Origin of the sequence: Lacticaseibacillus saniviri JCM 17471 = DSM 24301, from assembly GCF_001311785.1 — a bacterium.
GTDB lineage: Bacteria > Bacillota > Bacilli > Lactobacillales > Lactobacillaceae > Lacticaseibacillus > Lacticaseibacillus saniviri.
In genome coordinates, this window is the sequence record NZ_BBBX01000010.1 from 1 (window position 1) to 22,475 (window position 22,475).

General features: G+C 47.4%; 30 protein-coding genes and 2 pseudogenes. 16 read left to right on the top strand and 16 right to left on the bottom strand.

The genetic code is table 11. The annotated features are described in order from the left end of the window. Positions 1–62: 62 nt before the first annotated feature. Positions 63–449, bottom strand: coding sequence for a GNAT family N-acetyltransferase (locus JCM17471_RS06285; RefSeq protein ID WP_054777240.1), 387 nt, complete (start codon positions 447–449; stop codon positions 63–65). Positions 450–484: 35 nt separating this feature from the next. Further along, on the bottom strand, positions 485–1,042 hold the full coding sequence (locus tag JCM17471_RS06290; RefSeq protein WP_054777241.1) for a TetR/AcrR family transcriptional regulator: 558 nt from the start codon (positions 1,040–1,042) through the stop codon (positions 485–487). Between the two features lie 114 nt (positions 1,043–1,156). Between JCM17471_RS06290 and JCM17471_RS15910 the strand changes: the two genes are divergently transcribed. After that, positions 1,157–1,378, top strand: a complete 222-nt coding sequence (locus tag JCM17471_RS15910; protein WP_263849438.1) for an NmrA family NAD(P)-binding protein — start codon at positions 1,157–1,159, stop codon at positions 1,376–1,378. Then, a complete protein-coding gene (locus tag JCM17471_RS06295; RefSeq protein WP_263849445.1) occupies positions 1,336–2,193 on the top strand; it encodes an NAD-dependent epimerase/dehydratase family protein in 858 nt (285 codons plus the stop codon). The genes JCM17471_RS15910 and JCM17471_RS06295 overlap by 43 nt, the downstream gene beginning before the upstream one ends. A 95-nt stretch (positions 2,194–2,288) precedes the next feature. Here JCM17471_RS06295 and JCM17471_RS14020 read toward each other — a convergent pair whose 3' ends face one another. From JCM17471_RS14020 to JCM17471_RS06305, 3 genes are all read right to left on the bottom strand, one after another. Then, positions 2,289–2,441 (bottom strand): hypothetical protein, encoded by a 153-nt coding sequence (locus tag JCM17471_RS14020; RefSeq protein WP_156407390.1) that lies wholly within the window; start codon positions 2,439–2,441, stop codon positions 2,289–2,291. A 160-nt stretch (positions 2,442–2,601) separates the two neighbouring features. After that, positions 2,602–3,042 (bottom strand): DUF1700 domain-containing protein, encoded by a 441-nt coding sequence (locus JCM17471_RS06300; RefSeq protein WP_054777242.1) that lies wholly within the window; start codon positions 3,040–3,042, stop codon positions 2,602–2,604. After that, positions 3,042–3,353, bottom strand: coding sequence for a PadR family transcriptional regulator (locus tag JCM17471_RS06305; RefSeq protein ID WP_054777243.1), 312 nt, complete (start codon positions 3,351–3,353; stop codon positions 3,042–3,044). The genes JCM17471_RS06300 and JCM17471_RS06305 overlap by 1 nt, the downstream gene beginning before the upstream one ends. Before the next feature lie 93 nt (positions 3,354–3,446). Here JCM17471_RS06305 and JCM17471_RS06310 point away from each other — a divergent pair, with 93 nt between their 5' ends. The 3 genes from JCM17471_RS06310 to JCM17471_RS14030 all read left to right on the top strand — a co-directional run bounded on the left by JCM17471_RS06310 (position 3,447) and on the right by JCM17471_RS14030 (position 4,591). Beyond that, positions 3,447–3,635, top strand: coding sequence for a hypothetical protein (locus tag JCM17471_RS06310; RefSeq protein ID WP_054777244.1), 189 nt, complete (start codon positions 3,447–3,449; stop codon positions 3,633–3,635). 1 nt (position 3,636) lies between these two features. After that, a complete protein-coding gene (locus JCM17471_RS06315; RefSeq protein ID WP_225354162.1) occupies positions 3,637–4,152 on the top strand; it encodes a TetR/AcrR family transcriptional regulator in 516 nt (171 codons plus the stop codon). Positions 4,153–4,420: 268 nt separating this feature from the next. Beyond that, positions 4,421–4,591 (top strand): hypothetical protein, encoded by a 171-nt coding sequence (locus JCM17471_RS14030; RefSeq protein ID WP_156321628.1) that lies wholly within the window; start codon positions 4,421–4,423, stop codon positions 4,589–4,591. Positions 4,592–4,679: 88 nt separating this feature from the next. Here JCM17471_RS14030 and rlmH read toward each other — a convergent pair whose 3' ends face one another. Further along, positions 4,680–5,159 carry a 23S rRNA (pseudouridine(1915)-N(3))-methyltransferase RlmH gene (gene rlmH / locus JCM17471_RS06320; RefSeq protein WP_054777245.1) on the bottom strand — a complete coding sequence of 160 codons (480 nt, stop codon included), beginning with the start codon at positions 5,157–5,159 and terminating at the stop codon, positions 4,680–4,682. Between the two features lie 93 nt (positions 5,160–5,252). On the opposite strand from rlmH, the gene JCM17471_RS14570 reads away from it, so the two are divergent. Continuing rightward, complete coding sequence (locus JCM17471_RS14570) at positions 5,253–5,423, top strand: hypothetical protein (RefSeq protein WP_164479302.1); 171 nt, start codon at positions 5,253–5,255, stop codon at positions 5,421–5,423. A gap of 68 nt (positions 5,424–5,491) precedes the next feature. Here the strand turns inward: JCM17471_RS14570 and JCM17471_RS15135 are convergent, their stop codons facing one another. Together JCM17471_RS15135 and JCM17471_RS06325 are read right to left on the bottom strand one after the other, a co-directional pair. Further along, positions 5,492–5,674 (bottom strand): hypothetical protein, encoded by a 183-nt coding sequence (locus JCM17471_RS15135; RefSeq protein ID WP_225354163.1) that lies wholly within the window; start codon positions 5,672–5,674, stop codon positions 5,492–5,494. A gap of 62 nt (positions 5,675–5,736) precedes the next feature. Further along, positions 5,737–6,930 carry a DHA2 family efflux MFS transporter permease subunit gene (locus tag JCM17471_RS06325; protein WP_225354164.1) on the bottom strand — a complete coding sequence of 398 codons (1,194 nt, stop codon included), beginning with the start codon at positions 6,928–6,930 and terminating at the stop codon, positions 5,737–5,739. 265 nt (positions 6,931–7,195) lie between these two features. On the opposite strand from JCM17471_RS06325, the gene JCM17471_RS06330 reads away from it, so the two are divergent. The 7 genes from JCM17471_RS06330 (at position 7,196) to JCM17471_RS06360 (ending at position 12,120) form a co-directional block, all read left to right on the top strand. Then, positions 7,196–7,717 (top strand): TetR/AcrR family transcriptional regulator C-terminal ligand-binding domain-containing protein, encoded by a 522-nt coding sequence (locus JCM17471_RS06330; RefSeq protein ID WP_263849440.1) that lies wholly within the window; start codon positions 7,196–7,198, stop codon positions 7,715–7,717. A gap of 220 nt (positions 7,718–7,937) precedes the next feature. Beyond that, positions 7,938–8,675: a hypothetical protein gene (locus tag JCM17471_RS06335; protein ID WP_054777247.1), complete on the top strand. Its 738-nt coding sequence runs from the start codon at positions 7,938–7,940 to the stop codon at positions 8,673–8,675. A gap of 64 nt (positions 8,676–8,739) precedes the next feature. Next, complete coding sequence (locus JCM17471_RS06340) at positions 8,740–9,150, top strand: ATP-binding cassette domain-containing protein (protein WP_082395241.1); 411 nt, start codon at positions 8,740–8,742, stop codon at positions 9,148–9,150. Continuing rightward, positions 9,147–9,338, top strand: coding sequence for a hypothetical protein (locus JCM17471_RS06345; RefSeq protein WP_054777249.1), 192 nt, complete (start codon positions 9,147–9,149; stop codon positions 9,336–9,338). The genes JCM17471_RS06340 and JCM17471_RS06345 overlap by 4 nt, the downstream gene beginning before the upstream one ends. 540 nt (positions 9,339–9,878) lie before the next feature. Next, on the top strand, positions 9,879–10,943 hold the full coding sequence (locus JCM17471_RS06350; RefSeq protein ID WP_054777250.1) for an SLC13 family permease: 1,065 nt from the start codon (positions 9,879–9,881) through the stop codon (positions 10,941–10,943). Between the two features lie 416 nt (positions 10,944–11,359). After that, positions 11,360–11,806, top strand: coding sequence for a hypothetical protein (locus JCM17471_RS06355; protein ID WP_054777251.1), 447 nt, complete (start codon positions 11,360–11,362; stop codon positions 11,804–11,806). Positions 11,807–11,856: 50 nt separating this feature from the next. Continuing rightward, complete coding sequence (locus tag JCM17471_RS06360) at positions 11,857–12,120, top strand: hypothetical protein (RefSeq protein ID WP_054777252.1); 264 nt, start codon at positions 11,857–11,859, stop codon at positions 12,118–12,120. Positions 12,121–12,187: 67 nt separating this feature from the next. On the opposite strand, the gene JCM17471_RS06365 is transcribed toward JCM17471_RS06360, so the two are convergent. The 3 genes from JCM17471_RS06365 to JCM17471_RS06375 all read right to left on the bottom strand — a co-directional run bounded on the left by JCM17471_RS06365 (position 12,188) and on the right by JCM17471_RS06375 (position 13,757). Further along, a complete protein-coding gene (locus JCM17471_RS06365) occupies positions 12,188–12,376 on the bottom strand; it encodes a hypothetical protein (protein ID WP_054777253.1) in 189 nt (62 codons plus the stop codon). 177 nt (positions 12,377–12,553) lie between these two features. Continuing rightward, entirely contained in the window at positions 12,554–12,850 is a 297-nt protein-coding gene (locus JCM17471_RS06370) for a hypothetical protein (protein ID WP_054777254.1), read from the bottom strand. Positions 12,851–12,926: 76 nt separating this feature from the next. Next, entirely contained in the window at positions 12,927–13,757 is an 831-nt protein-coding gene (locus JCM17471_RS06375; RefSeq protein ID WP_054777255.1) for a tyrosine-protein phosphatase, read from the bottom strand. 203 nt (positions 13,758–13,960) lie between these two features. Here JCM17471_RS06375 and glpK point away from each other — a divergent pair. The 3 genes and pseudogenes from glpK (at position 13,961) to JCM17471_RS06390 (ending at position 18,220) form a co-directional block, all read left to right on the top strand. Further along, positions 13,961–15,480, top strand: a pseudogene (gene glpK, locus JCM17471_RS06380) (glycerol kinase GlpK). Between the two features lie 23 nt (positions 15,481–15,503). Next, positions 15,504–17,330 carry a type 1 glycerol-3-phosphate oxidase gene (glpO, locus tag JCM17471_RS06385; RefSeq protein ID WP_054777256.1) on the top strand — a complete coding sequence of 609 codons (1,827 nt, stop codon included), beginning with the start codon at positions 15,504–15,506 and terminating at the stop codon, positions 17,328–17,330. Between the two features lie 173 nt (positions 17,331–17,503). Further along, a complete protein-coding gene (locus JCM17471_RS06390; protein WP_054777257.1) occupies positions 17,504–18,220 on the top strand; it encodes an MIP/aquaporin family protein in 717 nt (238 codons plus the stop codon). 38 nt (positions 18,221–18,258) lie between these two features. On the opposite strand, the gene JCM17471_RS06395 is transcribed toward JCM17471_RS06390, so the two are convergent. From JCM17471_RS06395 to JCM17471_RS06415, 5 genes and pseudogenes are all read right to left on the bottom strand, one after another. Further along, complete coding sequence (locus tag JCM17471_RS06395; protein WP_054777258.1) at positions 18,259–19,107, bottom strand: hypothetical protein; 849 nt, start codon at positions 19,105–19,107, stop codon at positions 18,259–18,261. Then, positions 19,104–19,292: a hypothetical protein gene (locus JCM17471_RS06400; protein ID WP_054777259.1), complete on the bottom strand. Its 189-nt coding sequence runs from the start codon at positions 19,290–19,292 to the stop codon at positions 19,104–19,106. The genes JCM17471_RS06395 and JCM17471_RS06400 overlap by 4 nt, the downstream gene beginning before the upstream one ends. After that, a complete protein-coding gene (locus JCM17471_RS06405; RefSeq protein WP_082395242.1) occupies positions 19,289–20,140 on the bottom strand; it encodes an ATP-binding cassette domain-containing protein in 852 nt (283 codons plus the stop codon). The genes JCM17471_RS06400 and JCM17471_RS06405 overlap by 4 nt, the downstream gene beginning before the upstream one ends. Before the next feature lie 16 nt (positions 20,141–20,156). Continuing rightward, on the bottom strand, positions 20,157–20,522 hold the full coding sequence (locus tag JCM17471_RS06410) for a GntR family transcriptional regulator (protein ID WP_054777261.1): 366 nt from the start codon (positions 20,520–20,522) through the stop codon (positions 20,157–20,159). Positions 20,523–20,645: 123 nt separating this feature from the next. Beyond that, positions 20,646–22,465 (bottom strand): annotated as a pseudogene (locus JCM17471_RS06415) (heavy metal translocating P-type ATPase). Positions 22,466–22,475: the final 10 nt, after the last annotated feature.

Sequence of the window (22,475 nt, forward strand, 5' to 3'; positions counted from 1 at the left end):
TAGCCTCGACGAAAACAAATCGTCGAGGCTATTTTATTTTGCAAAATCACTGCCGCGTATCATCAAAAAGCGCGTAACTGATGCGCATCTACGTCTTTCATACCGACCGATGTATAGAATCGTTTGGTTGCCGCTTTATCATCCGTCAGTAATACAGTTTGGCCCGTTGGATAGGCACTGCGCAATTGTTGCATTAACCTAGTCGCAATGCCTTGGCGCTGATAGGCGGGTAGCACCAACAAATCCTGAATATATAAGATGCTATGGCCATCCGTCACGCCACGGATCAAGCCAACCAAATCGTCTTCTGCCCACGCTGTTATCAAGACAGAATGTTGCAGCGCCTGCATCAAACTTGGCATATCTTGTGTATAAGCTTTCCAGCCAACCGCCGTGTACAGCGCGGTCGCTTGCGCTTGTGTGGGTTGTTGCGTTGTGTATTGGATCATTGTGATTATGCTCCTCTCACAGCAGTCTGAACCGCTTACTGCTTCAATGCATTGAAGGTTGTGGTTTGTAGCGTGGCTAACAATGTGTGAATCTCATCGAGCGAATCTTGCTTGTCGTGCAATAACCATTCGCGCCAGATGTTGTAAACACCAGCGCTCATAAAGCCCACCCAATAGCGCCGTTCAATCTCTGGAATGGCCTCAATGGTAGGTAACTGGCGATACAGGCGTTGCATGTTGTCGAAGAAAATTTGCCGAATCACAAACTCAAAATGGCGTTCAATCGACAGTATCATTGTTCCCTCGAATTCCGCAAAGAACCGATCGACCGCCACCATTTTGTCGTCCGTTGGTGTCTGTTGAATAACATCGTCGAACAACTGGCGGATTTTGGGTTCAAAATAATCATGGAGCACGTCACCAACTGTTTCAAAATTACGATAGAATGCCATGCGACTCACGCCGGCACGCGTCACTAGCTTTGAAATCTTGATATCTTCCAAGTTGGTGGTTTGAAGCTGTTCAAGTAATGCTGTTGCCAGGTAGTTCTTAGAGTCATTTTTAATCGATTGTGCATGTTTGGTTGCTGCCATTACACTTTCCTCATTTCGTCACAGATGCCTTGTCAGCTGTTGTTTTCTGTCTGCCATCATTGTACGATGCTCTTGCATACGTTACAAGTGCAACACATGAGGAGGAATTTTAATATGTCTAAACAATTAATCGTCGTTACAGGTGCCACAGGTTTTATCGCAAGTCATATCATCGCCCAATTACTACAACAAGGTCATCAAGTGCGGGCCACAGTCCGGTCACTCGCTAAGGTTGAGCTTGTGAAAGGGATGCTGACTCAGGCCGGCATCCACAATTTGATCAACTGTCCTTCATCGAAGCCGATCTCACCACAGATACCAACTGGGATCAGGTAATGGCGGGCGCCGATTATGTCATGAGTGTCGCTTCGTCAACGCCAACGGGTGAGTTCGCTGACGCCGATGCGATGACGCAAACTGCGGTTAACGGTAATATTCGCGTCTTAACCCACGCCCGCGATGCTGGGGTCAAGCGCGTCGTCCTCACATCCGCTTATGGCGCTGTCGGAATGGGCCACACCAACCGTACCACACCATTCACTGAAAAGGACTGGACCAACTTAGACAATCCGCATCTCGACCCTTACCAACGTTCCAAGACACTGGCCGAACACGCGGCATGGAACTTCATCGAAACAGAGGGCAACGGCTTAGAAATGGCCGCCATCAATCCCGTTGGTGTGATGGGCCCCGTCCTTGCCAGCGACTTCTCCCACTCGAATCAACAAATCGTTCAGTTGTTGAGCGGTGATGTTCCTGCCGTTCCTAATATCAATTCTGGTTACATCGATGTGCGTGATGTCGCCAGCCTCCATCTGCTTGCGATGACCAGCCCCAAAGCCAATGGCGAACGCTTCTTGGCAACGACGGGCGAAACACTGTCCATGTTGGATGTGGCGAATATTCTGCGCGATGCCTTCCCACAATTTGCGGCTAAGTTACCAACGACGGTGATTCCGGATGACGTGCTCAAGGCAAACGCCAAAACCAATCCGATGCTCAAAATGATGGCAACGCTGGTAGGCAACTTCGCTGATACCAGCAACGAAAAAGCACAAACCTTATTGAACTGGCATCCACGTTCAGCTAAGGAAGCCATCATCGCAACCGCCCAATCCATGATTGATTTGGGCATTGTGACACTGGCCTAATACAAAACGAAAAAAGAGACGAGGATGTGACAAAAATAGTTTTGTCGCAACCCCGTCTCTTTGTCTAGTATGCGTCAAATGCCAAAATTGAGGCATTAGTCATCAAATTTAACGGCTTCTCTGACGTGAAATCCTGTAGAATCAAATTCAACGCTATGTAGGCCTGTCATTTTCAGCCCGATGCCCGTCAAAACAGCGCCTAGAACGATTAATGCAATCGCATATCGGCTCATTTTTCTTTTTGTCATTTTTGCCACTCCTATCTAGCTTGTACGCGTGTCTTTGTCCATTGATATAGCTGGCCAAACTTCTGAGCACTCCAGTATGACAAGCGTTTCAATTCCCGATACATCATTGGCCACAGCAACATAAAAATTCCGAACATGACTAATCCGATACCGATGTAGCTCAATGCGACGCCAATGCTAGCACCGATGACACCCACACCAGCAACCACGAACACAACACCCAGTAACCCAGTCGACCACAAGACCACTTGAACCGACAAAAAGCAGCCGCAATCATTATCACGATACTAATAATTGTAATGATGATGACAATGCCGAGCGGCACACCTAGTGGCAACGACAATAAGCCCAGAATAACAATCCCAATAAGCTTCCAATAGTTTTTGGGCGTCTCCGCTTGCTGAGTCTCAATCTGATCAATCGAGTAATCAGCCAGTATTTTCCGTGCTAATTGTTGTGGCCGTCCGAAATGTTGACTGATTTCAGCATCCGATGTCAGCCCGGCATCGTGCGCAAATTCTTGATAAAAATCGATTGAGGCGGCACGTTCTTCCTGGGTCAAGTCTTTTAGTTCACTTGCTAATTGATCAAAATAGGCCATCAGTTTTCCTCCCCTAACATGTGATTGATTTGTGTTTGATATCTAGTCCATGCTTCTCGAAAATCTAATAAGTACGCTTGCCCTTGCGCCGTAATCTGATAATAGCGCCGATTACGACCTTGATATTGTTCATCATAAGTCTCAACGAGTTGATTCTTTTTTAAGCGTCGCAAAACGGGATATAGCGTCGACTCCGACACCTGAACATAGCTTTGTACGTACTGTGTCAGACTGTATCCATACTGATCTTCTCGATGTAAGGCGGCTAACACCAACCCGTCGAGCACATCAGATGAAAGTTGAATCTCCATGTTATCACCTCATCAATACTATACATCGTATAATATTATATGCAAGCCTTAGACACGCTATAAGAAATTTGATTCGTGGTTTCCGCTACCTTTATGCGCACTGGTTCGCGTGATAAGATGTGGAGTAGCATCTTACGCTTCACTTTTAAGATGCAAACAGCCATTAAAAATGGCATGTGGCATGGCTTTAATTGGGAAGAGACTTTGCCCGAAGCCGTCACCACTCGTCAAGCTGCATGGCGGTTCATCAATCAATACAGCTCACAAGCCACGGAGAAATAATATGCGCACACAAGATTTAGAGAAACGCGAACGAATTTTGGACAGCACCGAACAGATTATCCGCACCGATGGTATTGCGGCCGTTTCGCTGAGTAAAATTGCCAAGGCGGCCAATATCGCACCGGGCACACTGTACACTTACTTCACGGATAAGAACGACATGTTACGGACCCTCTACCTCAATCGAAAAAAGGCACTGGCCGCAGCCATCACCACCATTGATCTCGCTAATGATCCCGTACAAGAACTCAATCACTTCATGGACTTGGTTTTTGACTATGGCAAGCAGCACCTAGATGATATGTTACTGATTCGGGAATTCAATCAAGCCGCGATTCTGAAGCAATTGGGTATCACTGTTCAAGATGCCTATGCCGGATTCGAAGTACTGGCGACTTTTGTTGAGCGCGCCACGGCTCAAGACGTCTTTGTCGCCATCAACTATGATGTCCTCATGGCTTACGCGTACACCCCCCGTTCTGGAGTATCTCATTGCGACAACATCAGGTACCATTGATGCTGATCTCGTTTCTTTTGACAAAATCAAATGGTTGTCGCAGCGCGCAATTGTTAAATAACCACACAAAAAGACCAGAATAAAGTTTCCTGGTCTTTTGTGTGCACTGACGTTGAGCGTGAAAGACGTGATTACCTAAATACATGTCAAATCGAGCACCAGTTTAACCCCGATTGATGTACTGGGAAAATCTACTTCCGAGCAAAACAATTGACGCCTCACCACTGCATATCTATACTCGCCTTGAATGATATAAGGAGGAGTTAATATGCAAACCTTTAACGTAGGCGATGTTGTTCAATTACCACAGAAGCCTTGGTTAGGTGTTACCGGCGTCGTTATCTCGCATGATACAAAGCGCGATCAATATTTAGTGCGGATTGGTGCGAGTCAACAGGTTTACTTTAAAGCAGACGAAATTCATCTGTTTGAAAAATAAATCGACTGACACATCATGGCATCTAGTGCGAGTGTTCGGCTAGCGACTAGGTGCTCTTTTCATGCAAGAAAGCATTCAATCGCGTGCATTATTTATGGTACGGACTTCCCGCATTGATCATGAAGGCGCGATAGATCTGCTCAATCAACACCAAACGCATCAGTTGATGTGGCAATGTCAGCTTACCGAAACTCAATGTGTTGTCGGCACGCTTCATCACTTCAGGACTCAAACCCAATGATCCCCCGATAACAAACGTGATATCCGAGTGGCCATAGGTGGCGAGATCCGCAATCTCTTTGGCGAACACTTCGGAACTGCGCTGCTTACCCTCAATAGCGAGTGCAATGACCCATTCTTTGTCCTTGATCTTACCTAATATACGTTCCCCTTCAGCCTGCTTGACCTGGGTCATTTCGGCATCTGACAGTGATTCAGGGGCCTTCTCATCCGGCACTTCAACAATACTGACATTGACAAACTTGCCCAGTCGCTTCTTATATTCGGCAATCCCAGCCGTAAAGTACTTCTCCTTGAGTTTGCCGACCCCGATAATTTTGATATTCATGTGATTCCTCCATCTCTACACGCATATTATAGCATGCACGTTTACATGTGTACTCTTGAGCAGCAGGCGTATGCTGGAGTTGGAGGCGATTCTATGATGATGCAACAGAAGTGGTTGGCATGGTGCATGTTGGCTTTGAACGTCATTCTGATTTGGTTGGTGTATTCGATGCAAAATATGGCCGCGATGTACCTCATGGCTGGGATTATGACCATTGATGCCGTGGTCAACCTCATTGGCCTGTACAGCAAGCGTACCCATTAAAATAGACTAGCAAATGTCGAAAGCAACAAGTTTTCGTCATTCGCTAGTCTATTTTGTTTCACGTGAAACTATGCCTTTGTCGCTTCTACATCGATAGCTTGCTTGCTCCGATTCGTTAGGAGCAGTGCCGGTAAGAACAGAATGACGCTCACAATCAAGGCGACTTGGAAACCATTTTGATACGCATGCGTCATGACAGTTAGCGTAGGTACAGTATTCTTCGTCACAGACAGACTCACGACTGTGGCCAAAACGGCTGAGCCAAATGCACCACCGATGTTCTGAATGATTCGGGTACCAATCGATGACGCGGCTACGTCCCCTTTTCCATGCCGGTATAGGCATCTGTCATCATCGGGATCGCCACCCCGCCGATGCCAATTCCTCGAATGAACAGCGCGATACTGATCCAGATTAATGACGACTGACCATCAAAATAAATAAATGGTAGTGAGCCAGCAATTGTGAACACCAGACTCACCATCACAACGGTGCGTGCGCCTAACTTGTCTGTCAGATTACCGATTAGTGGTCGCGCAACTAACATCCCGACTCCCTGTGAGATCAACATTAACCCCGCATTGATGACGCTAAAGCCTTTGATATTCTGGAAGAACAGCGGTAGTAAGAGCATTGGCCCATTGGTCGCAATCCCCGTCAGAAACAACCCTATCATGGCGCCGTCAAAGCTCTTCATTTTGAACAGGTGTAGTGGCAGGATCGCATCATTCTTCTTATAAGCCGCATAACCGACGTAAGCCAACAGGATGACGACGCCTGCGATCAAGAAGCTGATGGTCGACGAGTTATTGAACGTCGCATTCTTGGCAGCTTGTGTAATGCCATAGATCAATGACGATGATGTCAACGCGAGTAACGTGATTCCCACAAAATCAAACTTAGCCGCTTTATTAATCGGCGTGAAGTGCCGCAGTTTCATTGTCATCAGAATAATCGCAATAATTCCCACCGGTACATTCACAAAGAAGATCCATCGCCACGAGAAATTCTGAATGATAATGGCGCCGAGAACGGGTCCCAGAATCGGGCCCAAAACAACAGGAATCCCAACAATCGACATCACGCGGCCCATGTATTTTGATCCGGCTGTTTGGGCCATCAGTGTACTCATCAGTGGCAAAATAAATCCGGCGGCAGCGCCTTGAATAATTCTGAACACAATCATTGATTCGATATTCCATGACAACCCGGATAGAATCGATCCGAGTAAGAATAGGACGTTTGCTCCGATGACCAATTGCTTGCCGTCGTACCGCTGAATCGCCCACCCCGCTATTGGGACGAAGATCGCGGTGGCCAACACATAACCCGTGGTGACCCACTGAATCGCATCTAATCCCGTATTGAAGTCCCGGCTCAAGTGATTAATCGCAATGTTGACCATCGTTGAATCCAGCATGGGCATAATGGCCCCAAGAACAAGAATCCATCCTGTATTGATGATGCTCTTAGGAACGGGTGCCTTTTTGGTTGTTTGTTTTTGCATGTGAGGTGCCTCCATCAATATTTAAGTTACAGCGTGTAACTTATGTGCAAAACGAAGTATAGTCGCCTGACATCAAAATGGCAAGCAATTAAGTTACATTGTGTAATTTATTTTAAAAATCATACGCGACATGCTACACTAAACGTAATGAACAAACACATTTTGGAGGCGCACCAATGGCACAACACGTAAGCGCGGTGATGAATTACTCGCCGATATCTATGCCGCTGTCATCGCGATTATGGATGAATCCGGATATGCGGCCGTGAATTTCAAATCTGTCGCTGAGCGGGCTGGCACCAACCGCCCCGTATTGTATCGGCGCTGGAATAATGTTTTTGATCTCGTGTTTGATGCCGTCCGCGCGCGAAATCTCGATAAAGCGGGTTCGCTTCTCAGTGAACCTGTCAACACGGGCCATCTGCGGACCGATCTGTTGCAGATTTTTCAGCATTTCCTCGATTTGTCCAATCTGATGGGTCCTGAAGTCTTGCGCGCGATGGTTGGGGAGATTGGGAATGCGGACAACGCCCTGATCAATCGATTAAAAGCAACCAGAGATAGCAATCTTGAAATCATCAATCGTGTTCTCGATTTAGCACGTCATCGTGGTGAGCAAATCAATGCTATCTCCGATGAAACCAAGCTTCTCCCCTTTGAATCCATTCGCTATCAAATCATCATCTCGCAGCAACCGTTAACGACAGATTTCATGATTAATCTCGTGGATGAGGTCATGTTGCCCATCTTGACCCGGCAACCCGGTGTTGAAGAGCACCGAGAGTAACTAGCCTATAAAGAAAAAAGATTGTGACACCCCCTCGAGGAGCTTGTCACAATCTTTTTTTGATCTCACGTCTTAACGAATATCATCCGAATCGCTATTACACACAAAATAACATCCACTCACCCAATAAAAAATATTGACAAGCCACGTGTCATGATTGAAAATGAATTAAAATAAAATGATAACAATCTCATTTATGACTTTGGTTGGAGGTGTTGGGATGTCCCTGCAAAAAGTGCGTTGCTTTACAAAATTCTATCTGCATCAGACTTTTTTGAATCGCATCAATCTGGTCTTTACGCTTCTATTCCCGATTATTTGGACTTTATACCAAGGACTGTCACATCGTTCCCAGTCCTTTTCGCCAGAGAGACTGATTACCGCAATTGTGCCACTTGTCGCCTATATCATCGCCGCAACAGCGCTAGATGGTGTCACGCTAGCAACGATTGCGACCAGAGATGACGGCTTTCTCAAGTCTTATTTCTTCGTCAGTGGTAGCCGCTGGCCGATGTTCAGCGCCAACGTGCTCGTTCAGACCGTATTAGTTGTGCTGGAGAATATCATCTACACCCTATTTTCAATGGCGCTCTATCAAACCTTCTCATTACGCTTGCTGCTAGCGGTTATATTGCTTACCATCGTGGCGTTTCCGCTGATCTCCCTGTTTTTCAACTGGATATTACTCTTACCCTTCCAGCAAAACAGTCTCTCGGCACTGGGCACCTCGCTACTGATCGGACTTCTCATGCTGTACGGGATTGATTCTTCCAACCCGTTACTCAGCATGCTGATCGCACTCAATCCCTATCAGTTTATTGCCAATACATTACGTATCCTGTTAGGTGATATCTCCCTTCAACGGTCGGCTGTTGAGCTCATCATTATTGCCATCTATGCCATTATTGGTGTTATCAGCTATCAACACTTCAACTTACAGAATCGAGGTCGCGCATGAGTACATTAACTATCGAGAATCTCACCTTCAATTATGAGCATCACCGCGTCTCGATCACGCCTCCATCAGTTTTGATAATCCCGGGCTGTCTGTTGTCTTGGGTAAGAATGGTATCGGCAAATCAACGCTCTTCGATATTATCAGTGGCCTCGTTAAAGCCGATTCCGGTCAACGTCACGGTTTTCCAGCGCCTAAGGATATGATGTACGTTTTTCAGGATATTCCCTACACGGCAAACATCACTGGGGCGGAGTTACTCGACATGTACACGGCCATGAATCACAAGAATCCAGCATTCTCCAATGACGATTCATTCTTCGTCGATGTCATCACACCCCTGCTATCACGCAAGCTTGGCGCCCTCTCTGGCGGTGAACTCACGCTCCTATTCGTTTACGCCTCTGCCGCGATTGATAAGGCCCTCTACTTATTTGATGAACCACTTGCGAGTGTTGATCCCGAAAATCAAAAATGATTGTGACGATTCTAGACCAACTCAGCGCCGTCAAACCGGTGATTGTGACCTCACACAGTATCTTGCCTTTCCAAGACACATCCGCGATTTTCAAATACCTCACACCAACCGGGACAGCGTTCTCCGGTACCTACGCTGAATTAACGGCGTCACAGGATCATCTGACGGACTTCGATATTTTTTCTTGAGCTTGCGCACCAAGATGAACCATCGCGCTAATTGTGCCATCCATTGAGCGCACGACATCCTTACTGAGACAGATTAAGGAACACCAGAAACTTCATTTCCAACCACTAGTCAGATTATCGTGGTTCAAAATAAAGCCGAAGAAGTCGTGACAAAAGACGCTTTGAGTGGGAGGATTAACAGGAGATTGATGCTAAAGTACGAACTTAGGATTTGAATCAATCCTAGTTAACCGGAATTCTCAGTATTTTGGACCACAATTAATCTATTTTGTTCGGAAATTGAAACCGGAGGTGTGACAAAACTACGTTTTGTCACACCTCCGGTTTTTATTTTCTGAAATCGCCTTGCACGGGCGTTGACTATTTACCATATATACTAAACATTAATATTCAATGAGTTAATTACTCGTTAATTTTCATCATTGCAATAACAATATTGTCAGTCGTGAAAATAAAGTGCAAAATAGGAGAGTTGAGGTTTTTAGGAAAGGGTTAACGTATGACCGTTATTAAAAAACAGCGAAGGATCCGGTACTTCAGATTACCGTCATCCTCGCCCTCGCGAGCCTATTTTTCGCTCGCCCAAAACTTGCTGACATTAACTTCTCGACGCTTTGGTCACTGCTCGGGATGATGACAATTATCCAGATTTTTGAATACCTACATATTCTTGATTATTGGGCGTATCGCCTGACCAGCAATGCAAACAATACCAGACAACTAACACGTCTCTTCATTGTGTTAGCGTTGGTCAGTGGGATGTTTCTGACCAACGACGTCACCGTTTTAACTTTGATTCCACTGTATTTGCGTATTGCCAAAAAATATAACCTACCAGAGATTATCCCTGTCACGCTCATCGGTATGGCAGCCAATTTCGGGAGTGCCTTTACCCCATTCGGGAATCCGCACAATATCTTCATTCTGATGCACTATCAGGTACCAGCACTCACCTTCTTTAAGTGGTCGCTGCCACTCCTGTTAGCCGACATTCTGATTCTGACCGTCTTCAGCTTCTTCGTGAAGCCAACACCTGTGCCAGAAGTGCCCGTGCGAGACATTCGCATTCAAATGCGTCCCACACTCGTCACTGTTGGCGTCGCATTACTAATTTTTGCTGGTGTATTCGGCGTCTTACCTACTTGGGTGGGCGCCATCGCCGCTGTCGCTCTCGCAATCGGCCTCAACCCCGTTATCTTGCAACACGTCGATTACGCTATTATCCTCACCTTCACAGGATTTTTCATCATCGTCAGCAACATCAGCCAGATTCCATGGCTAGTTGCGACGCTGGGCGCCCTTGAAAAATCACCAACGTCGGTGTACCTCAGTAGCATTTTGACGAGCCAGTTCATCAGTAATGTGCCTTCCACAGTCCTGCTTGCCAAGTTCACCCCGCACGCTGCGGCCCTCTTCTATGGGTCAAACATCGGGGGCCTGGGTTCCATTGTTGGTTCCATGGCCAATCTCTTGGTCTTCAAGCAGTACTCACAATTCGGTAACCACGATCGCAAACGGTTCTTCGCCGGCTTCACGGCCGTCAATTTTGCCGGGTTATTGATCTTAGGGACACTCGGTTGGTTGCTTGCAATCACCGTGAAATAGCGCGGCAGGATTGACTTAAACAAAATCCAACCAATCCTTCACCGAACCGTTATGTTTACGTCACAAATTATTCACACTCTCTGGGTAATATAGGAAACATAGAAATGAGCCACCCACTCATTTCTTTCCCAAACCCAACTTTTTCATTTTACTCCTCCAAAGTAAAAATCGGTGATTGGTCACCCAGCCAATCACCCAAATATACCTAAGCCGCCGCTACCCACGGCGGCTTTTTTGTGCGACGAATTCACAATGCGATTTGCTTACTCCGATACTTTACTATACGATTATATCAAGTGAATATATTTCATTTTCTAAAAAATATTTTTAAGCGATGAAATGAAAGGTGTGAAATATCTTTATGGGTAAGAAGATCAGTACGATAGCTACTGCGTTGGGTGTCATTTTTCTGCTAATTGGCTGTCAGCAAGCAACATCAAAAAGTAATGGCTCATCTGCTATTGCTTCTTCAAAAAGTATCTCCTCTTGAGTCTAAAGAAAAAACGGTTTTAAAAACTGCATCGGTTAATCGCGCAGCATACAAAAAGCAGATTAGTCAGGTGCCATCAAAAACAATTAAATCCGATTATGCCGTCGATTCCACACCAGATACACTGACTGGCTTAATGGCAGATACCAGCGCTACGGTTGAAGGCATTATTCAGGAAGTTAAGGCAGATTACAGGCCTAACTCATCGATGGTTACCTCTACATACAGTGTCTATATCCAAAAGGTCTATGCTGGTGATAAACATTTAGTGGGGCAAACCCTGACACTCACTGCATTCGGTGCTTCGCCAGAAATAAAGACATTTATCATGATTATCAGCAAAAGAACTATATTCCAAAGGATGAAAAATTAACAGATAAGGAACTACAAGCCACAACTTATGTCAAAGAGAATGGCTGGGCGTTGGCTGAGCCTGGTGATCAGATTTTCGTCCCCTTAGCTAAGAATGTCTATAAAGGTCAAACATACTATGTCGCTTTGACGCCAGAAATGATGTTTTATAAAGCAATGGGGACTGATAAATATGTGATGCATACTGCTGCCGGTCCTGCAGCAATGCGGTCAAAGAAATCTACTGATTCGGCAGTCCCTAAGAACGCATCAGAAACACCAGCTGAAACTAAGCTGCAACAAGACATCAATGCACTGGTTGATAACGCTAAGTAAAGAGTGAACGACAAAAACCCGCCACAAACCGAATCCGATTTGTGGCGGGTTTTTGTATGGCTTACGTTCACAATTTGAACAAATGCCAGAAGCCGCTGCGCTCTAACACTGTGGCAACGATGATGACCAACACCGTGATTCCCGTGCCTTGCCATGAAAACCAATGGCCGGCAGCCGCAAACGCTGGATTGAGCACATAGAACAAATACGCGTACACTAACACATCAAAAAACAAGAAGATTTTTCGATCCGTCATTCTGATTGCCCCCTCGATAAAGACATATACCAGAGCTACATTTTATAGCTGTAGCATAATCGCAAAAGTGTGCAATGGCAAGCATGGTTCCCCTAACAAAATTGTCATACCGCTATCGACCAATATCAATTAATTTATGTCAGCCAATCATCCATAACTTTTTCTTCGTTGCAGTACTCACCTAAATATTAACCCTAGTCCAAATATTAAGAGGACATAAACTATCAATAGAACAAACACTGCAATGAATATCGCCAACACTTTATTGGGCATCCATTGAGAAAAAAGTTGAATGAACGGATCCGCGTACAGCAGCATCGCCGTACTGAGAAATCCGTAGCCCAGTTCGTTGATGGCCAAGGCACGAAGAATAATACCTATAACTAGGACAAGCGTTGAAATCGCCAATTCGAGTTCAATGGCTTTTCCGTCAGGTAAGTTAAGCAGTTTTTGTAAATAGGATTTATTCTTCATTTGTCATGTCCTCCTGGCTATTACAAGCGAACCCATCCAGCGTAATCTACTGGTATCACAATCTGAAAGCTGGTGATTAATCGAGGTAGGTTTGCTTCAGTTGCGCAATCATGGCGTCATCGATTCCCAACCATTCGTTGAGGTATCGAGTCGTGTCGCCCCAATTGGTCTTAATCAACTGCCGCGCGTGTTCGAGGTAGGCCGGTTGGACCGTCATGCGATCGTGTACCACTCTCAAAACGTTATCCCCCGCGCCGGCATCACGCAGTTCTTGTTGGCGGCGATTCACGCGCGCCTGACCGAATTCATTACTGATCAAATAATCTGCGGTAATCGTCGCTTGATCCACGCCCAACGCAGAGAGTAAGAGAAAGGCAGCAATCCCGGTGCGATCCTTACCCGCGCTGCAGTGAAAAATCACACTCTGATCGGCTGCCGTGTTCTTCAGTACTGTCGCAAAGAAGCCACGATAGGCCTCCCGCGCACTTTCCGCCGTAATCAGCCCCTGATACACATTGAGCATCCGCTGATAACCCATATCTGCTGGTGCGTCTTTCAAATTCTGAATGACGAAACGAGCATCATCATTCCCCGCATCTTTGACTGTCGCTGCATCTTCACTCTGCTTGGAATTCGGCATGGCAGTGAAAGTGGGCAGCCAAAGATATTCAGCTCCTGCTGGGACACGATCCGGCCGCGGTGTGACCTCATCTTTTGAGCGGAAGTCGATATCATAACGCAGGCCGTAATCACTGAGAAACTGCATGTCCTCAGGTAACAACTGATTCAACGCCCCTGAACGAATCAGCTTATGCATGCGCACATGTTGGCCGTCCATCGTTTGATAACCGCCCAACTCGCGAAAATTGCGCCCGCCTGTGATTGGTAATGCCTTATCTGTCTGCATGCCATGTCCTCCTATTAATTGTTGTCTGTTACTTCAATTATACTCGAAAAGCGTCCGGGACACGGATTAAATAACATTCGTTTCGCACAATTGAATAGCTGACAAACAAAATGCACAAAATTCTTTATTTAAGACCTTGAATGCGTTATCATACTTGTGTGGGAACGTAATCGTTTTCAAATATACCCAAAAGGAGGGCTAAGATGAACGACACATATGTTTTAGCGATTGATGAAGGAACAACAAGTACTCGTGCCATTATTATTGATCATGACGGAAACAAAGTCGCTGATGCACAGCGTGAATTTCCGCAATATTTCCCGCAACCAGGTTGGGTTGAACATAACGCCAATGAAATCTGGAATGCGGTTCTTTCAACAATTGCCACCGCATTTATTTCGTCGGGTATCCAGCCGAAACAAATCGCTGGGATTGGGATCACCAACCAGCGTGAAACTACTGTTATCTGGGACAAAGAAACTGGATTACCTATCTATAACGCGATTGTTTGGCAATCACGGCAAACCAATGAGTTAGCTGAGAAGCTCAAAGCGGACGGCTACAGTGATATGATTCACGACAAAACAGGTCTGTTAATCGATGCTTACTTCTCTGCAACCAAGATTCGCTGGATTCTCGATCAAGTGCCAGGTGCACAGGAACGGGCAGAAAAAGGCGAATTGCTCTTTGGGACCATCGACACATGGCTGTCTTGGAAACTCTCTGGTGGTGCTTTCCATGTGACCGACTACACCAATGCGAGTCGGACCATGCTGTTCAATATCCACGACCTCAAGTGGGACGATGATATTTTGAAACTGCTCAACATTCCAAAGGCCATGTTGCCAGAGGTGAAGGGCAATTCTGAAGTCTACGGTAGTACCGCAGCGTATCACTTCTATGGTAGCGCCGTACCGATTTCTGGTATGGCTGGGGATCAACAGAGTGCCCTCTTTGGTCAGTTAGCACTTAAACCCGGCATGGTGAAGAACACTTATGGGACCGGGTCATTCATCGTGATGAATACCGGTGAAACACCAACCATGTCCACCAACAACCTGTTGACGACTATCGGCTACAGCATCAATGGCAAGGTCACTTATGCGCTTGAAGGTTCTGTCTTTGTGGCGGGTTCAGCGATTCAGTGGCTGCGTGACGCGATGCAGTTAGTGGAACATGCTTCTGATTCAGAAGAAGCAGCGGTTGAATCAACCAGTGCTGATGAAGTGTATGTCGTACCGGCCTTCACTGGTCTGGGTGCGCCTTACTGGGACGGTGAAGCACGCGGGGCGGTCTTTGGTCTCACCCGTGGGACAACCCGCCAAGACTTCATCAAGGCCACCTTGCAAGCACTCGCCTATCAAACGCGTGACGTTGTCGACACCATGTACAAGGATACTCATATCGATATCCCTGCATTGCGTGTCGATGGTGGCGCGGCCAACAATGATTACCTCATGCAATTCCAAGCAGACATCCTCGGCACACCAATGAACGGGCTAAGAACCTCGAAACCACTGCCATGGGTGCTGCCTTCCTCGCCGGCCTCGCTGTTGGCTTCTGGAAAGATGTTGATGAATTGCACAACATTTTTGAAATCGGGAAACACTTTGACCCACAGATGAGTGAAGCAAAGCGCGACAACCTCTATGAGGGCTGGCAACAGGCCGTTAAGGCAACAACCATGTTCAAGCACCGCTCACTCGATTCGAATCAACAATAAGTTAATAGGAGGAATTATCTACCATGGCATTTTCTAAACAATCACGCAAACAAACGATTGAAAATCTCAAGAACACCCCGCTAGATCTCTTGATTGTCGGTGGTGGGATTACCGGTGCCGGTGTGGCGATTCAAGCCGCTGCTTCAGGCATCAAGACTGGTTTGATTGAAATGCAGGACTTCGCTGAAGGGACATCATCCCGGTCAACAAAGCTGGTTCACGGTGGGATTCGTTACCTCAAGACATTCGATGTCGGCGTTGTCGCTGATACCGTTCAAGAACGGGCCGTTGTTCAAGGGATTGCACCTCATATTCCACGGCCTTTCCCAATGCTGTTACCTATCTATGACGAACCGGACTCCACTTATGATATGTTCAGTGTCAAAATCGCGATGGATCTCTATGACCGCTTAGCTGGGGTTACGGGTACCCAATACGCGAACTACACTATCTCACGTGAAGAAGTCTTGCAACGCGAACCTGGCCTGAAGAAGGACAAGTTATTGGGCGGTGGCGTTTACCTCGACTTCGTGAACAACGATGCACGCCTGGTGATTGAAAACATCAAAGAAGCCGATGAATTAGGCGCCATGGTGGCGAGTCACGTTGAAGCTGTCGGTGTCTTGCATGATGACAACGGCAAGGTTATCGGGTTACAAGCCAAGGATAACTTGACCGGTGAAACCTTTGATATTCATGCCAAGTTAGTCATCAACACAACAGGTCCTTGGGTTGATAAGTTCAAGGCACTGGATAAGGGCGAAACCTTCACGCCAACGCTGCGGCCAACCAAGGGGGTTCACTTAGTTGTCGATGACAGTCGTCTGCAAGTGCCACAACCCACCTACTTTGACTCAGGTGCCGACGATGGCCGGATGATCTTCGTTGTCCCTCGTGAAGGTAAGACTTACTTCGGGACAACCGATACTGACTTTACCGGTGATTACGAACATCCAACGGTTGAACAACCCGATGTTGATTACCTGTTAGCAGCGATTAATAACCGTTATCCAGAAGCCGACATCAAGCTCGACGATATCGAAGCAAGCTGGGTTGGTTTACGGCCACTGATTGCGGCTAACGGTAGCTCCGACTATAACGGTGGTGGCGCCAACGCTGGGAAGGTTTCTGATGACTCCTTCAACGCCCTGATCCACACCGTCAACGAATTCGAAGACAAGAAGGCAACCCGTGAAGATGTTGAGCACGCCATCAGTAACTTGAAGACGGCTCACGCTGAAGAAACACTCAGCCCATCACAAGTTTCCCGTGGGAGCGCGTTGAACCGTTCCGATGACGGCATCATCACTTTATCTGGTGGTAAGATTACGGATTATCGGAAGATGGCTGCCGGGGCATTAGCCTTGATTCGCACCATCCTTGATTCCGAATTCAACGTGACAACCAAGGAAATCGACAGCAAGAAGCTGCAAGTTTCCGGTGGTCATTTCGATCCAACCAACGTTGAAGAAACCATCAAGTTCTACACTCGGATTGCTAAGGAAGTTGGCATGAGTGAAAAAGAAGCCACAGACTTGGCTAACCGTTTTGGTTCTAACACGGGTCGCGTGGTGACCTATGTTCAAAATGGTGCCGCTGACGGCTTGAGCCTGAAGGAAACCATCAGCCTGCGTTACTCCGTCAATGAAGAAATGGCACTCACCCCTGTCGACTATCTGTTGCGGCGGACAAATGCCATCTTATTCCACGCAGACACCTTGCCTACTTTAGTAGAACCTGTTGTTGCTGAAATGGGTCGCTTACTCGATTGGGATGCGAATGAGCAAGCTGCACAATTGGCTAAGACCAAGGAAGTTATTGCGGAAACACAATTGGACGCATTGAAATAGAAGTGCGACAAAAGGTGGAATGAGCATCAAGTTTCACTAACACGTTAATCGGAACAACCGATTGACCCAAAAGGGGTTGTGGCAGAATTGAATCATTGTCGCACACCCCTTTTGTTAGATTAAAATTGAAAACGTTAACAATTGAGCAAATCGGTTAATAAGGAGGAGAAATTATGAGTGATGTCATGACGCAAGCACTCGGTGAATTCATCGGAACATTCATCCTGGTCGTACTTGGTGATGGTGTTGTTGCCGGTGTTTCACTGAACAAGACAAAGGCACAAGGCGCCGGCTGGAATGCGATTGCTATCGGGTGGGGTCTCGCGGTCACACTTGGGGTATACGCATCGAGTTATCTCGGCCCTGCCCACCTGAACCCAGCTGTCACAATCGGTTTTGCCGCAATCGGCAAATTCCCATGGGCTGACGTCCCAATCTTTATCATCGCCCAAGTCGCTGGTGCTTTCTTAGGTGCCGTGTTGGTATGGCTGCAATACCTGCCACACTGGCAAGAAACAAAAGATCAAGCTGCTATTTTAGGAACATTCGCGACCGGACCTGCTATTCGCAAGCCAGCCGCAAACTTATTCAGTGAATTCTTCGGCACTGTTATTCTGGTCTTTGGATTGTTAGCATTCACCCGCGGCAAATGGACAGAAGGATTGAATCCAATCGGTGTCGGCCTTTTGATTACCGCTATCGGTTATTCCCTCGGTGGGACCACCGGCTACGCGATCAACCCTGCCCGGGATTTCGGTCCACGGTTAGCCCACGCGGTCTTACCAATCGCCAACAAGGGTGAGTCTGACTGGGGTTACAGCTGGATTCCAATCGTCGGCCCAATTCTCGGTGGGATCGTCGGTGCTGTCTTGTTCAACGTCTTACCATAGTAAAAAGGAGTTGCGATCATCGCAACTCCTTTTTCGTTCTATTCAGTAACACTCCCCCGCCAGCGCTCACCATAGATCTGCCAGCCCATTACCCCTGCCAGGCCGATGACGATGGCAAAAGGTTCCCACGAGTAATATCTAAAACTCGTCATTACAGCAAACGTGCCCACCAACAAGAGAACGGCAAATACGAGATTCCAGCGTGGAAAAGCGAGAAGCGTCGTTCGCCCTTCGTATGAGAGCCGTCCGGCAAGTCGCACATACCACAGTGACAGCCCAGCAATGAGCACCAAGGCCAATATGATGACGCCAACAGTGTAGGCGCCTGGATTATACAACCAGTCGAGGCTCAGGTCACGGTGATTAGCTAATGTGACATGGCAGGTCGTTAGCATGAAACTCACAAAGAAGCCATAAAACAAGGCTGCTAGCGCACTGTTGATGATTGTGCCTAGTACAATCCCCATCAATAACCACACATTGGTGACGACCTGATTCAAAACTAAGACGGCCAAACCGCTGATGAATGTCAAATGAATGTTCTGACTCGCAACTTGTGTGAACAAGGTTGTGAACCACACGACTTGATTCAACAACACAACAAGGTTAAACGCAAGCAGCCAGGTCATCAATTGTGTGGTATTCACTTTTCGGTTCTTAATGCCGCTCCCACGCATCCACTCATTGAAGTGATTGCGGCGGCCAAAGAGTGCGAAAATTACACCAATCATCAGTGAGACGATGGCAACTAACCCTGAATCCGGGGTTAGCTGTTCACCTTGAGTCCCCTTTGTCACTTCAAATTTCTGTTCACTCGTTCGGGTAAACACCGCATCCCGTCGGTTCACGTAATCGTTGATAGATTGATGATCTAGCGACAATGTCACCCGAAGATCATGCTGATTCTTATCATGAGCGATTTGCGCAGCCGTTGGTTCATGCTTTGTTGATAGTAAACATTTGTTGTCAGCAATGAGCTGTTCATCCAAGCAAAGAGAATCCCAAACACGAGCAGTGCGAGTAACAAGAAGCGATATCGATAGAAAATTATACGCCCAGGTTTGTTTGTCATTTTGCATCCTCCACATTCAGCTTGAATAAATCAACCAACGTTAAACTCATCGGCTCCATCAAAATCGGTTGCGCGGCCCGCAAGTTCGCATCAATCGTCTCCGTATAGTTGGTGAAGACCACTTCAAATACCCGACCCGTTTGTGCGATGATATGACCCTGGTTCACAACCTCGGGGACGACATTATCCTGAAACACCAACTGCAGTTTTTGGGCGTGCTGTCGCAGGGTTTCCAGATCATATTCACCCGCAATATGCGTGTCCTTCAGCATGTAAACCCGATCGCTCAGACCATCCAATTCATCGAGATCGTGGGAAGCTAATAAGAATGCCCGATTATGATCCGTGACCTCTTGCAGAATCAGCGCCAAAATCTGTTGGCGGACGATGATATCTAACCCTTCGAATGGTTCATCCAATAAGATATAAGGCGCGCCGCTTGCGACTGCCAATCCAATCCGCACATAGGCCTTGAGCCCGCGCGATAATTGGTTATACCGCTGCTTTGGTCCCAAATTGTTGCTGGCCATCAATGTCCAAAATCGCTTGGCGTCAAACTCGGGATAGACCATCTGCGCCATATTGACCGCAAATTGTAGGCTCTCCTGCGCAAAATAGAGATGCTGATCATCGAGAAAGAACACGCGCGGATAAAAGCTCGGATCAACGTCCACATCGCGTTCATCAATGATGACCTGCCCCGCTTCAGGCAGATACTGATGCATGATTGTTTTGAAGAGCGTTGTTTTCCCCACACCATTGCGGCCAATGAGCCCGACAATTTCACCGGGTGTCAGCACGATATCGATGTCAGAAAGAATTTGTCGTTCTTGAATTTTTTGCTTAATGCTTTAACCACCAGACTCATTTACCCATCTCCTTATACTCCGTTTCGACCCAATCCAAGATTTGGCGCTTTGAGACACCAGCAATGTGGGCCTCAACCAATAACTGGTTGAATTTCGCAGCCATTTTTTGTGTCTGAGCCGCCGTTTCATCCTGAGGCGGACTGACAAACGACCCCTTCCCCGGTTGCACGTAGAGCACACCATCCTGCTCTAGCTGTTTATACGCTTTAGCGACCGTATTCGGGTTGAGGCTTTCGGCGACAGCGAGTTCGCGAACAGAAGGTAATTTATCGTTCGGGTCATACACACCGGCGAGGATTTGCTGCTTTATTTTGAGTACCAAGGCTTCATAATAGGCTAATCCTTGACCTGAATTATTCATTTCACGCCTCCTCTGTATTATGTGTACTATTATACACAGTACACGTGAATACACAATAGCTCGCCACAAAAAATAAGCTGTGACCACCAAAAAGGTGGAATCACAGCTTATTTTTGATAGATGTTAGTTTTCTGCTTGTTGTTGCATCGCTGTTGCAATGTGCGTGCGGCCTGTCCGTGCCCGCAAGGCATAGAGAATGGTCACGGTGTCGACAACTTCTTGGAACATCGCCCCAATGATGGCTGGAATGACGCCAAAGCTCGCAATCAACATCAGAATCGTACAGATAGCAATCCCAATCAAGACCGCTTCACGCGCAATCACCATGGTATCGCGCGCAATAATTGTCACCTCAGCAACCTTGCTCAAGTCATCGGGCAAAATCACGGCATCCGCTGATTCACTCGCTGCTGTCGCGCCATGTGCGCCCATCGCAATCCCGACATCCGCCGTTGCCAGTGATGGCGCATCATTCACGCCGTCACCCACCATCACGACTGGTCGTTCCTTTGCTGGAACAGCCGCCAAAACGGCGATTTTTTGTGCAGGTAATTGTTCTGCATACACTTGGTCGATGCCAGCTTCTTCGGCAATTTGATCAGCAATCGCCTGTTGGTCACCAGAGATCATCATCAATTGATGCGCGCCTAGTGTGTGCAACTGACGCATCGTGGCATTGGCTTCGGGGCGAATGTGATCAGCCAAAATAATCACACCCGCGTACTGTCCATCGACATTGACGTAAACCGCTGTGCCCGTCACAGGGTCAGCCGCGCCGGCAAATTTGGCTTTTCCGACCTTAACCGTGTGTTGCGCGACTTTGGCACTGACACCCATCCCAGTAACCTCACTGACATCACTGGCCGCCAACAGGTCTGTTTTAGGGAGTGCCGTGACCAGTGAGCGGGCCAAATATGAGTGGATTGTTGCTCAGCAGAAGCGGCCAATTGCAATAACTGGTCTTCGCGCCAAGGCGAAACGGGTTTCACCTGCGTCACATGCAAGACACCACTGGTAATCGTCCCTGTTTTGTCGAACGCAAAGGTCTTGGCACTCGCCAGCTTCTCCAGCGTGGTCCCAGACTTCACGATGATGCCGTGGCGACTGGTGCGACTCATCCCAGAAACCAGTGCAATCGGCGCCGCCAGAATTAACGGACATGGTGAGGCAACCACTAACACTTGCGCAAAACGCACCGGATCACCTGATAACCACCATGCCACACCAGCAATCAGATAGGCCACTAAGGTAAAGGGCACCGCATATCGATCGGCCATCCGCACGAACCGCGCGGGTTTCGCTTCTGATTCTTTGACCAGGCGCACAATCCCTTGATACTGGCTATCGGCTGCAGTTTTGGTGACCTTCATTGTCAGCGCGACATCGCCATTGATGGTCCCAGACATCAGCTCGGCACTCACACCTTTTTCGATTGGCTTGGATTCACCCGTCAAACTCGCTTCGTTGACCATACTCTCACCCTCGATGACCACACCATCGACGGGGACTTGTTCACCAGGCTTCACCACCAAAATATCGCCAACAGCGACATCATCAACCTGCACGTCATTGAGCCCGGATGTCTCTTGCCGGTGTGCCTTTGTCGGTGCTTGGTCTAACAGACTCTTCAATTCACGCTTAGCCTTATGTGCCGCAAAGTCTTCAAGCGCGTCACCACCCGTCAGCATCAGCAACACGATCATCGCGGCCCAGTATTCACCCACGGCTAATGTCGCAACAACGGCCGTAATCGCCAGTAAATCGATTCCGAATTTGCCTGACCGCAGTGTTTGAATCATGTCCCACAGCATCATGAGGGCCAGCCCCGAGCCCATCACAGTGATCACAATTTGTGCAGCTTTTAACTGACCAAATCCAAAGGCCAAGATTAACGCAACAGCACTCACACCAAGCACGGCCCATAGTCGACCATAATTACGCATGCCAATTCCT

Excerpts from the sequence above, each read along its gene's own strand:
- JCM17471_RS06285 (WP_054777240.1), bottom strand. The coding sequence starts at position 449 with ATGATCCAATACACAACGCAACAACCCACACAAGCGCAAGCGACCGCG.
- JCM17471_RS06290 (WP_054777241.1), bottom strand. The coding sequence starts at position 1,042 with ATGGCAGCAACCAAACATGCACAATCGATTAAAAATGACTCTAAGAAC.
- JCM17471_RS15910 (WP_263849438.1), top strand. The coding sequence starts at position 1,157 with ATGTCTAAACAATTAATCGTCGTTACAGGTGCCACAGGTTTTATCGCA.
- JCM17471_RS14020 (WP_156407390.1), bottom strand. The coding sequence starts at position 2,441 with ATGACAAAAAGAAAAATGAGCCGATATGCGATTGCATTAATCGTTCTA.
- JCM17471_RS06300 (WP_054777242.1), bottom strand. The coding sequence starts at position 3,042 with ATGGCCTATTTTGATCAATTAGCAAGTGAACTAAAAGACTTGACCCAG.
- JCM17471_RS06305 (WP_054777243.1), bottom strand. The coding sequence starts at position 3,353 with ATGGAGATTCAACTTTCATCTGATGTGCTCGACGGGTTGGTGTTAGCC.
- JCM17471_RS06310 (WP_054777244.1), top strand. The coding sequence starts at position 3,447 with ATGCGCACTGGTTCGCGTGATAAGATGTGGAGTAGCATCTTACGCTTC.
- JCM17471_RS06315 (WP_225354162.1), top strand. The coding sequence starts at position 3,637 with ATGCGCACACAAGATTTAGAGAAACGCGAACGAATTTTGGACAGCACC.
- JCM17471_RS14030 (WP_156321628.1), top strand. The coding sequence starts at position 4,421 with ATGCAAACCTTTAACGTAGGCGATGTTGTTCAATTACCACAGAAGCCT.
- rlmH (WP_054777245.1), bottom strand. The coding sequence starts at position 5,159 with ATGAATATCAAAATTATCGGGGTCGGCAAACTCAAGGAGAAGTACTTT.
- JCM17471_RS14570 (WP_164479302.1), top strand. The coding sequence starts at position 5,253 with ATGATGATGCAACAGAAGTGGTTGGCATGGTGCATGTTGGCTTTGAAC.
- JCM17471_RS06325 (WP_225354164.1), bottom strand. The coding sequence starts at position 6,930 with ATGCAAAAACAAACAACCAAAAAGGCACCCGTTCCTAAGAGCATCATC.
- JCM17471_RS06335 (WP_054777247.1), top strand. The coding sequence starts at position 7,938 with ATGTCCCTGCAAAAAGTGCGTTGCTTTACAAAATTCTATCTGCATCAG.
- JCM17471_RS06345 (WP_054777249.1), top strand. The coding sequence starts at position 9,147 with ATGATTGTGACGATTCTAGACCAACTCAGCGCCGTCAAACCGGTGATT.
- JCM17471_RS06365 (WP_054777253.1), bottom strand. The coding sequence starts at position 12,376 with ATGACGGATCGAAAAATCTTCTTGTTTTTTGATGTGTTAGTGTACGCG.
- JCM17471_RS06370 (WP_054777254.1), bottom strand. The coding sequence starts at position 12,850 with ATGAAGAATAAATCCTATTTACAAAAACTGCTTAACTTACCTGACGGA.
- JCM17471_RS06375 (WP_054777255.1), bottom strand. The coding sequence starts at position 13,757 with ATGCAGACAGATAAGGCATTACCAATCACAGGCGGGCGCAATTTTCGC.
- glpO (WP_054777256.1), top strand. The coding sequence starts at position 15,504 with ATGGCATTTTCTAAACAATCACGCAAACAAACGATTGAAAATCTCAAG.
- JCM17471_RS06390 (WP_054777257.1), top strand. The coding sequence starts at position 17,504 with ATGAGTGATGTCATGACGCAAGCACTCGGTGAATTCATCGGAACATTC.
- JCM17471_RS06400 (WP_054777259.1), bottom strand. The coding sequence starts at position 19,292 with ATGACAAACAAACCTGGGCGTATAATTTTCTATCGATATCGCTTCTTG.
- JCM17471_RS06410 (WP_054777261.1), bottom strand. The coding sequence starts at position 20,522 with ATGAATAATTCAGGTCAAGGATTAGCCTATTATGAAGCCTTGGTACTC.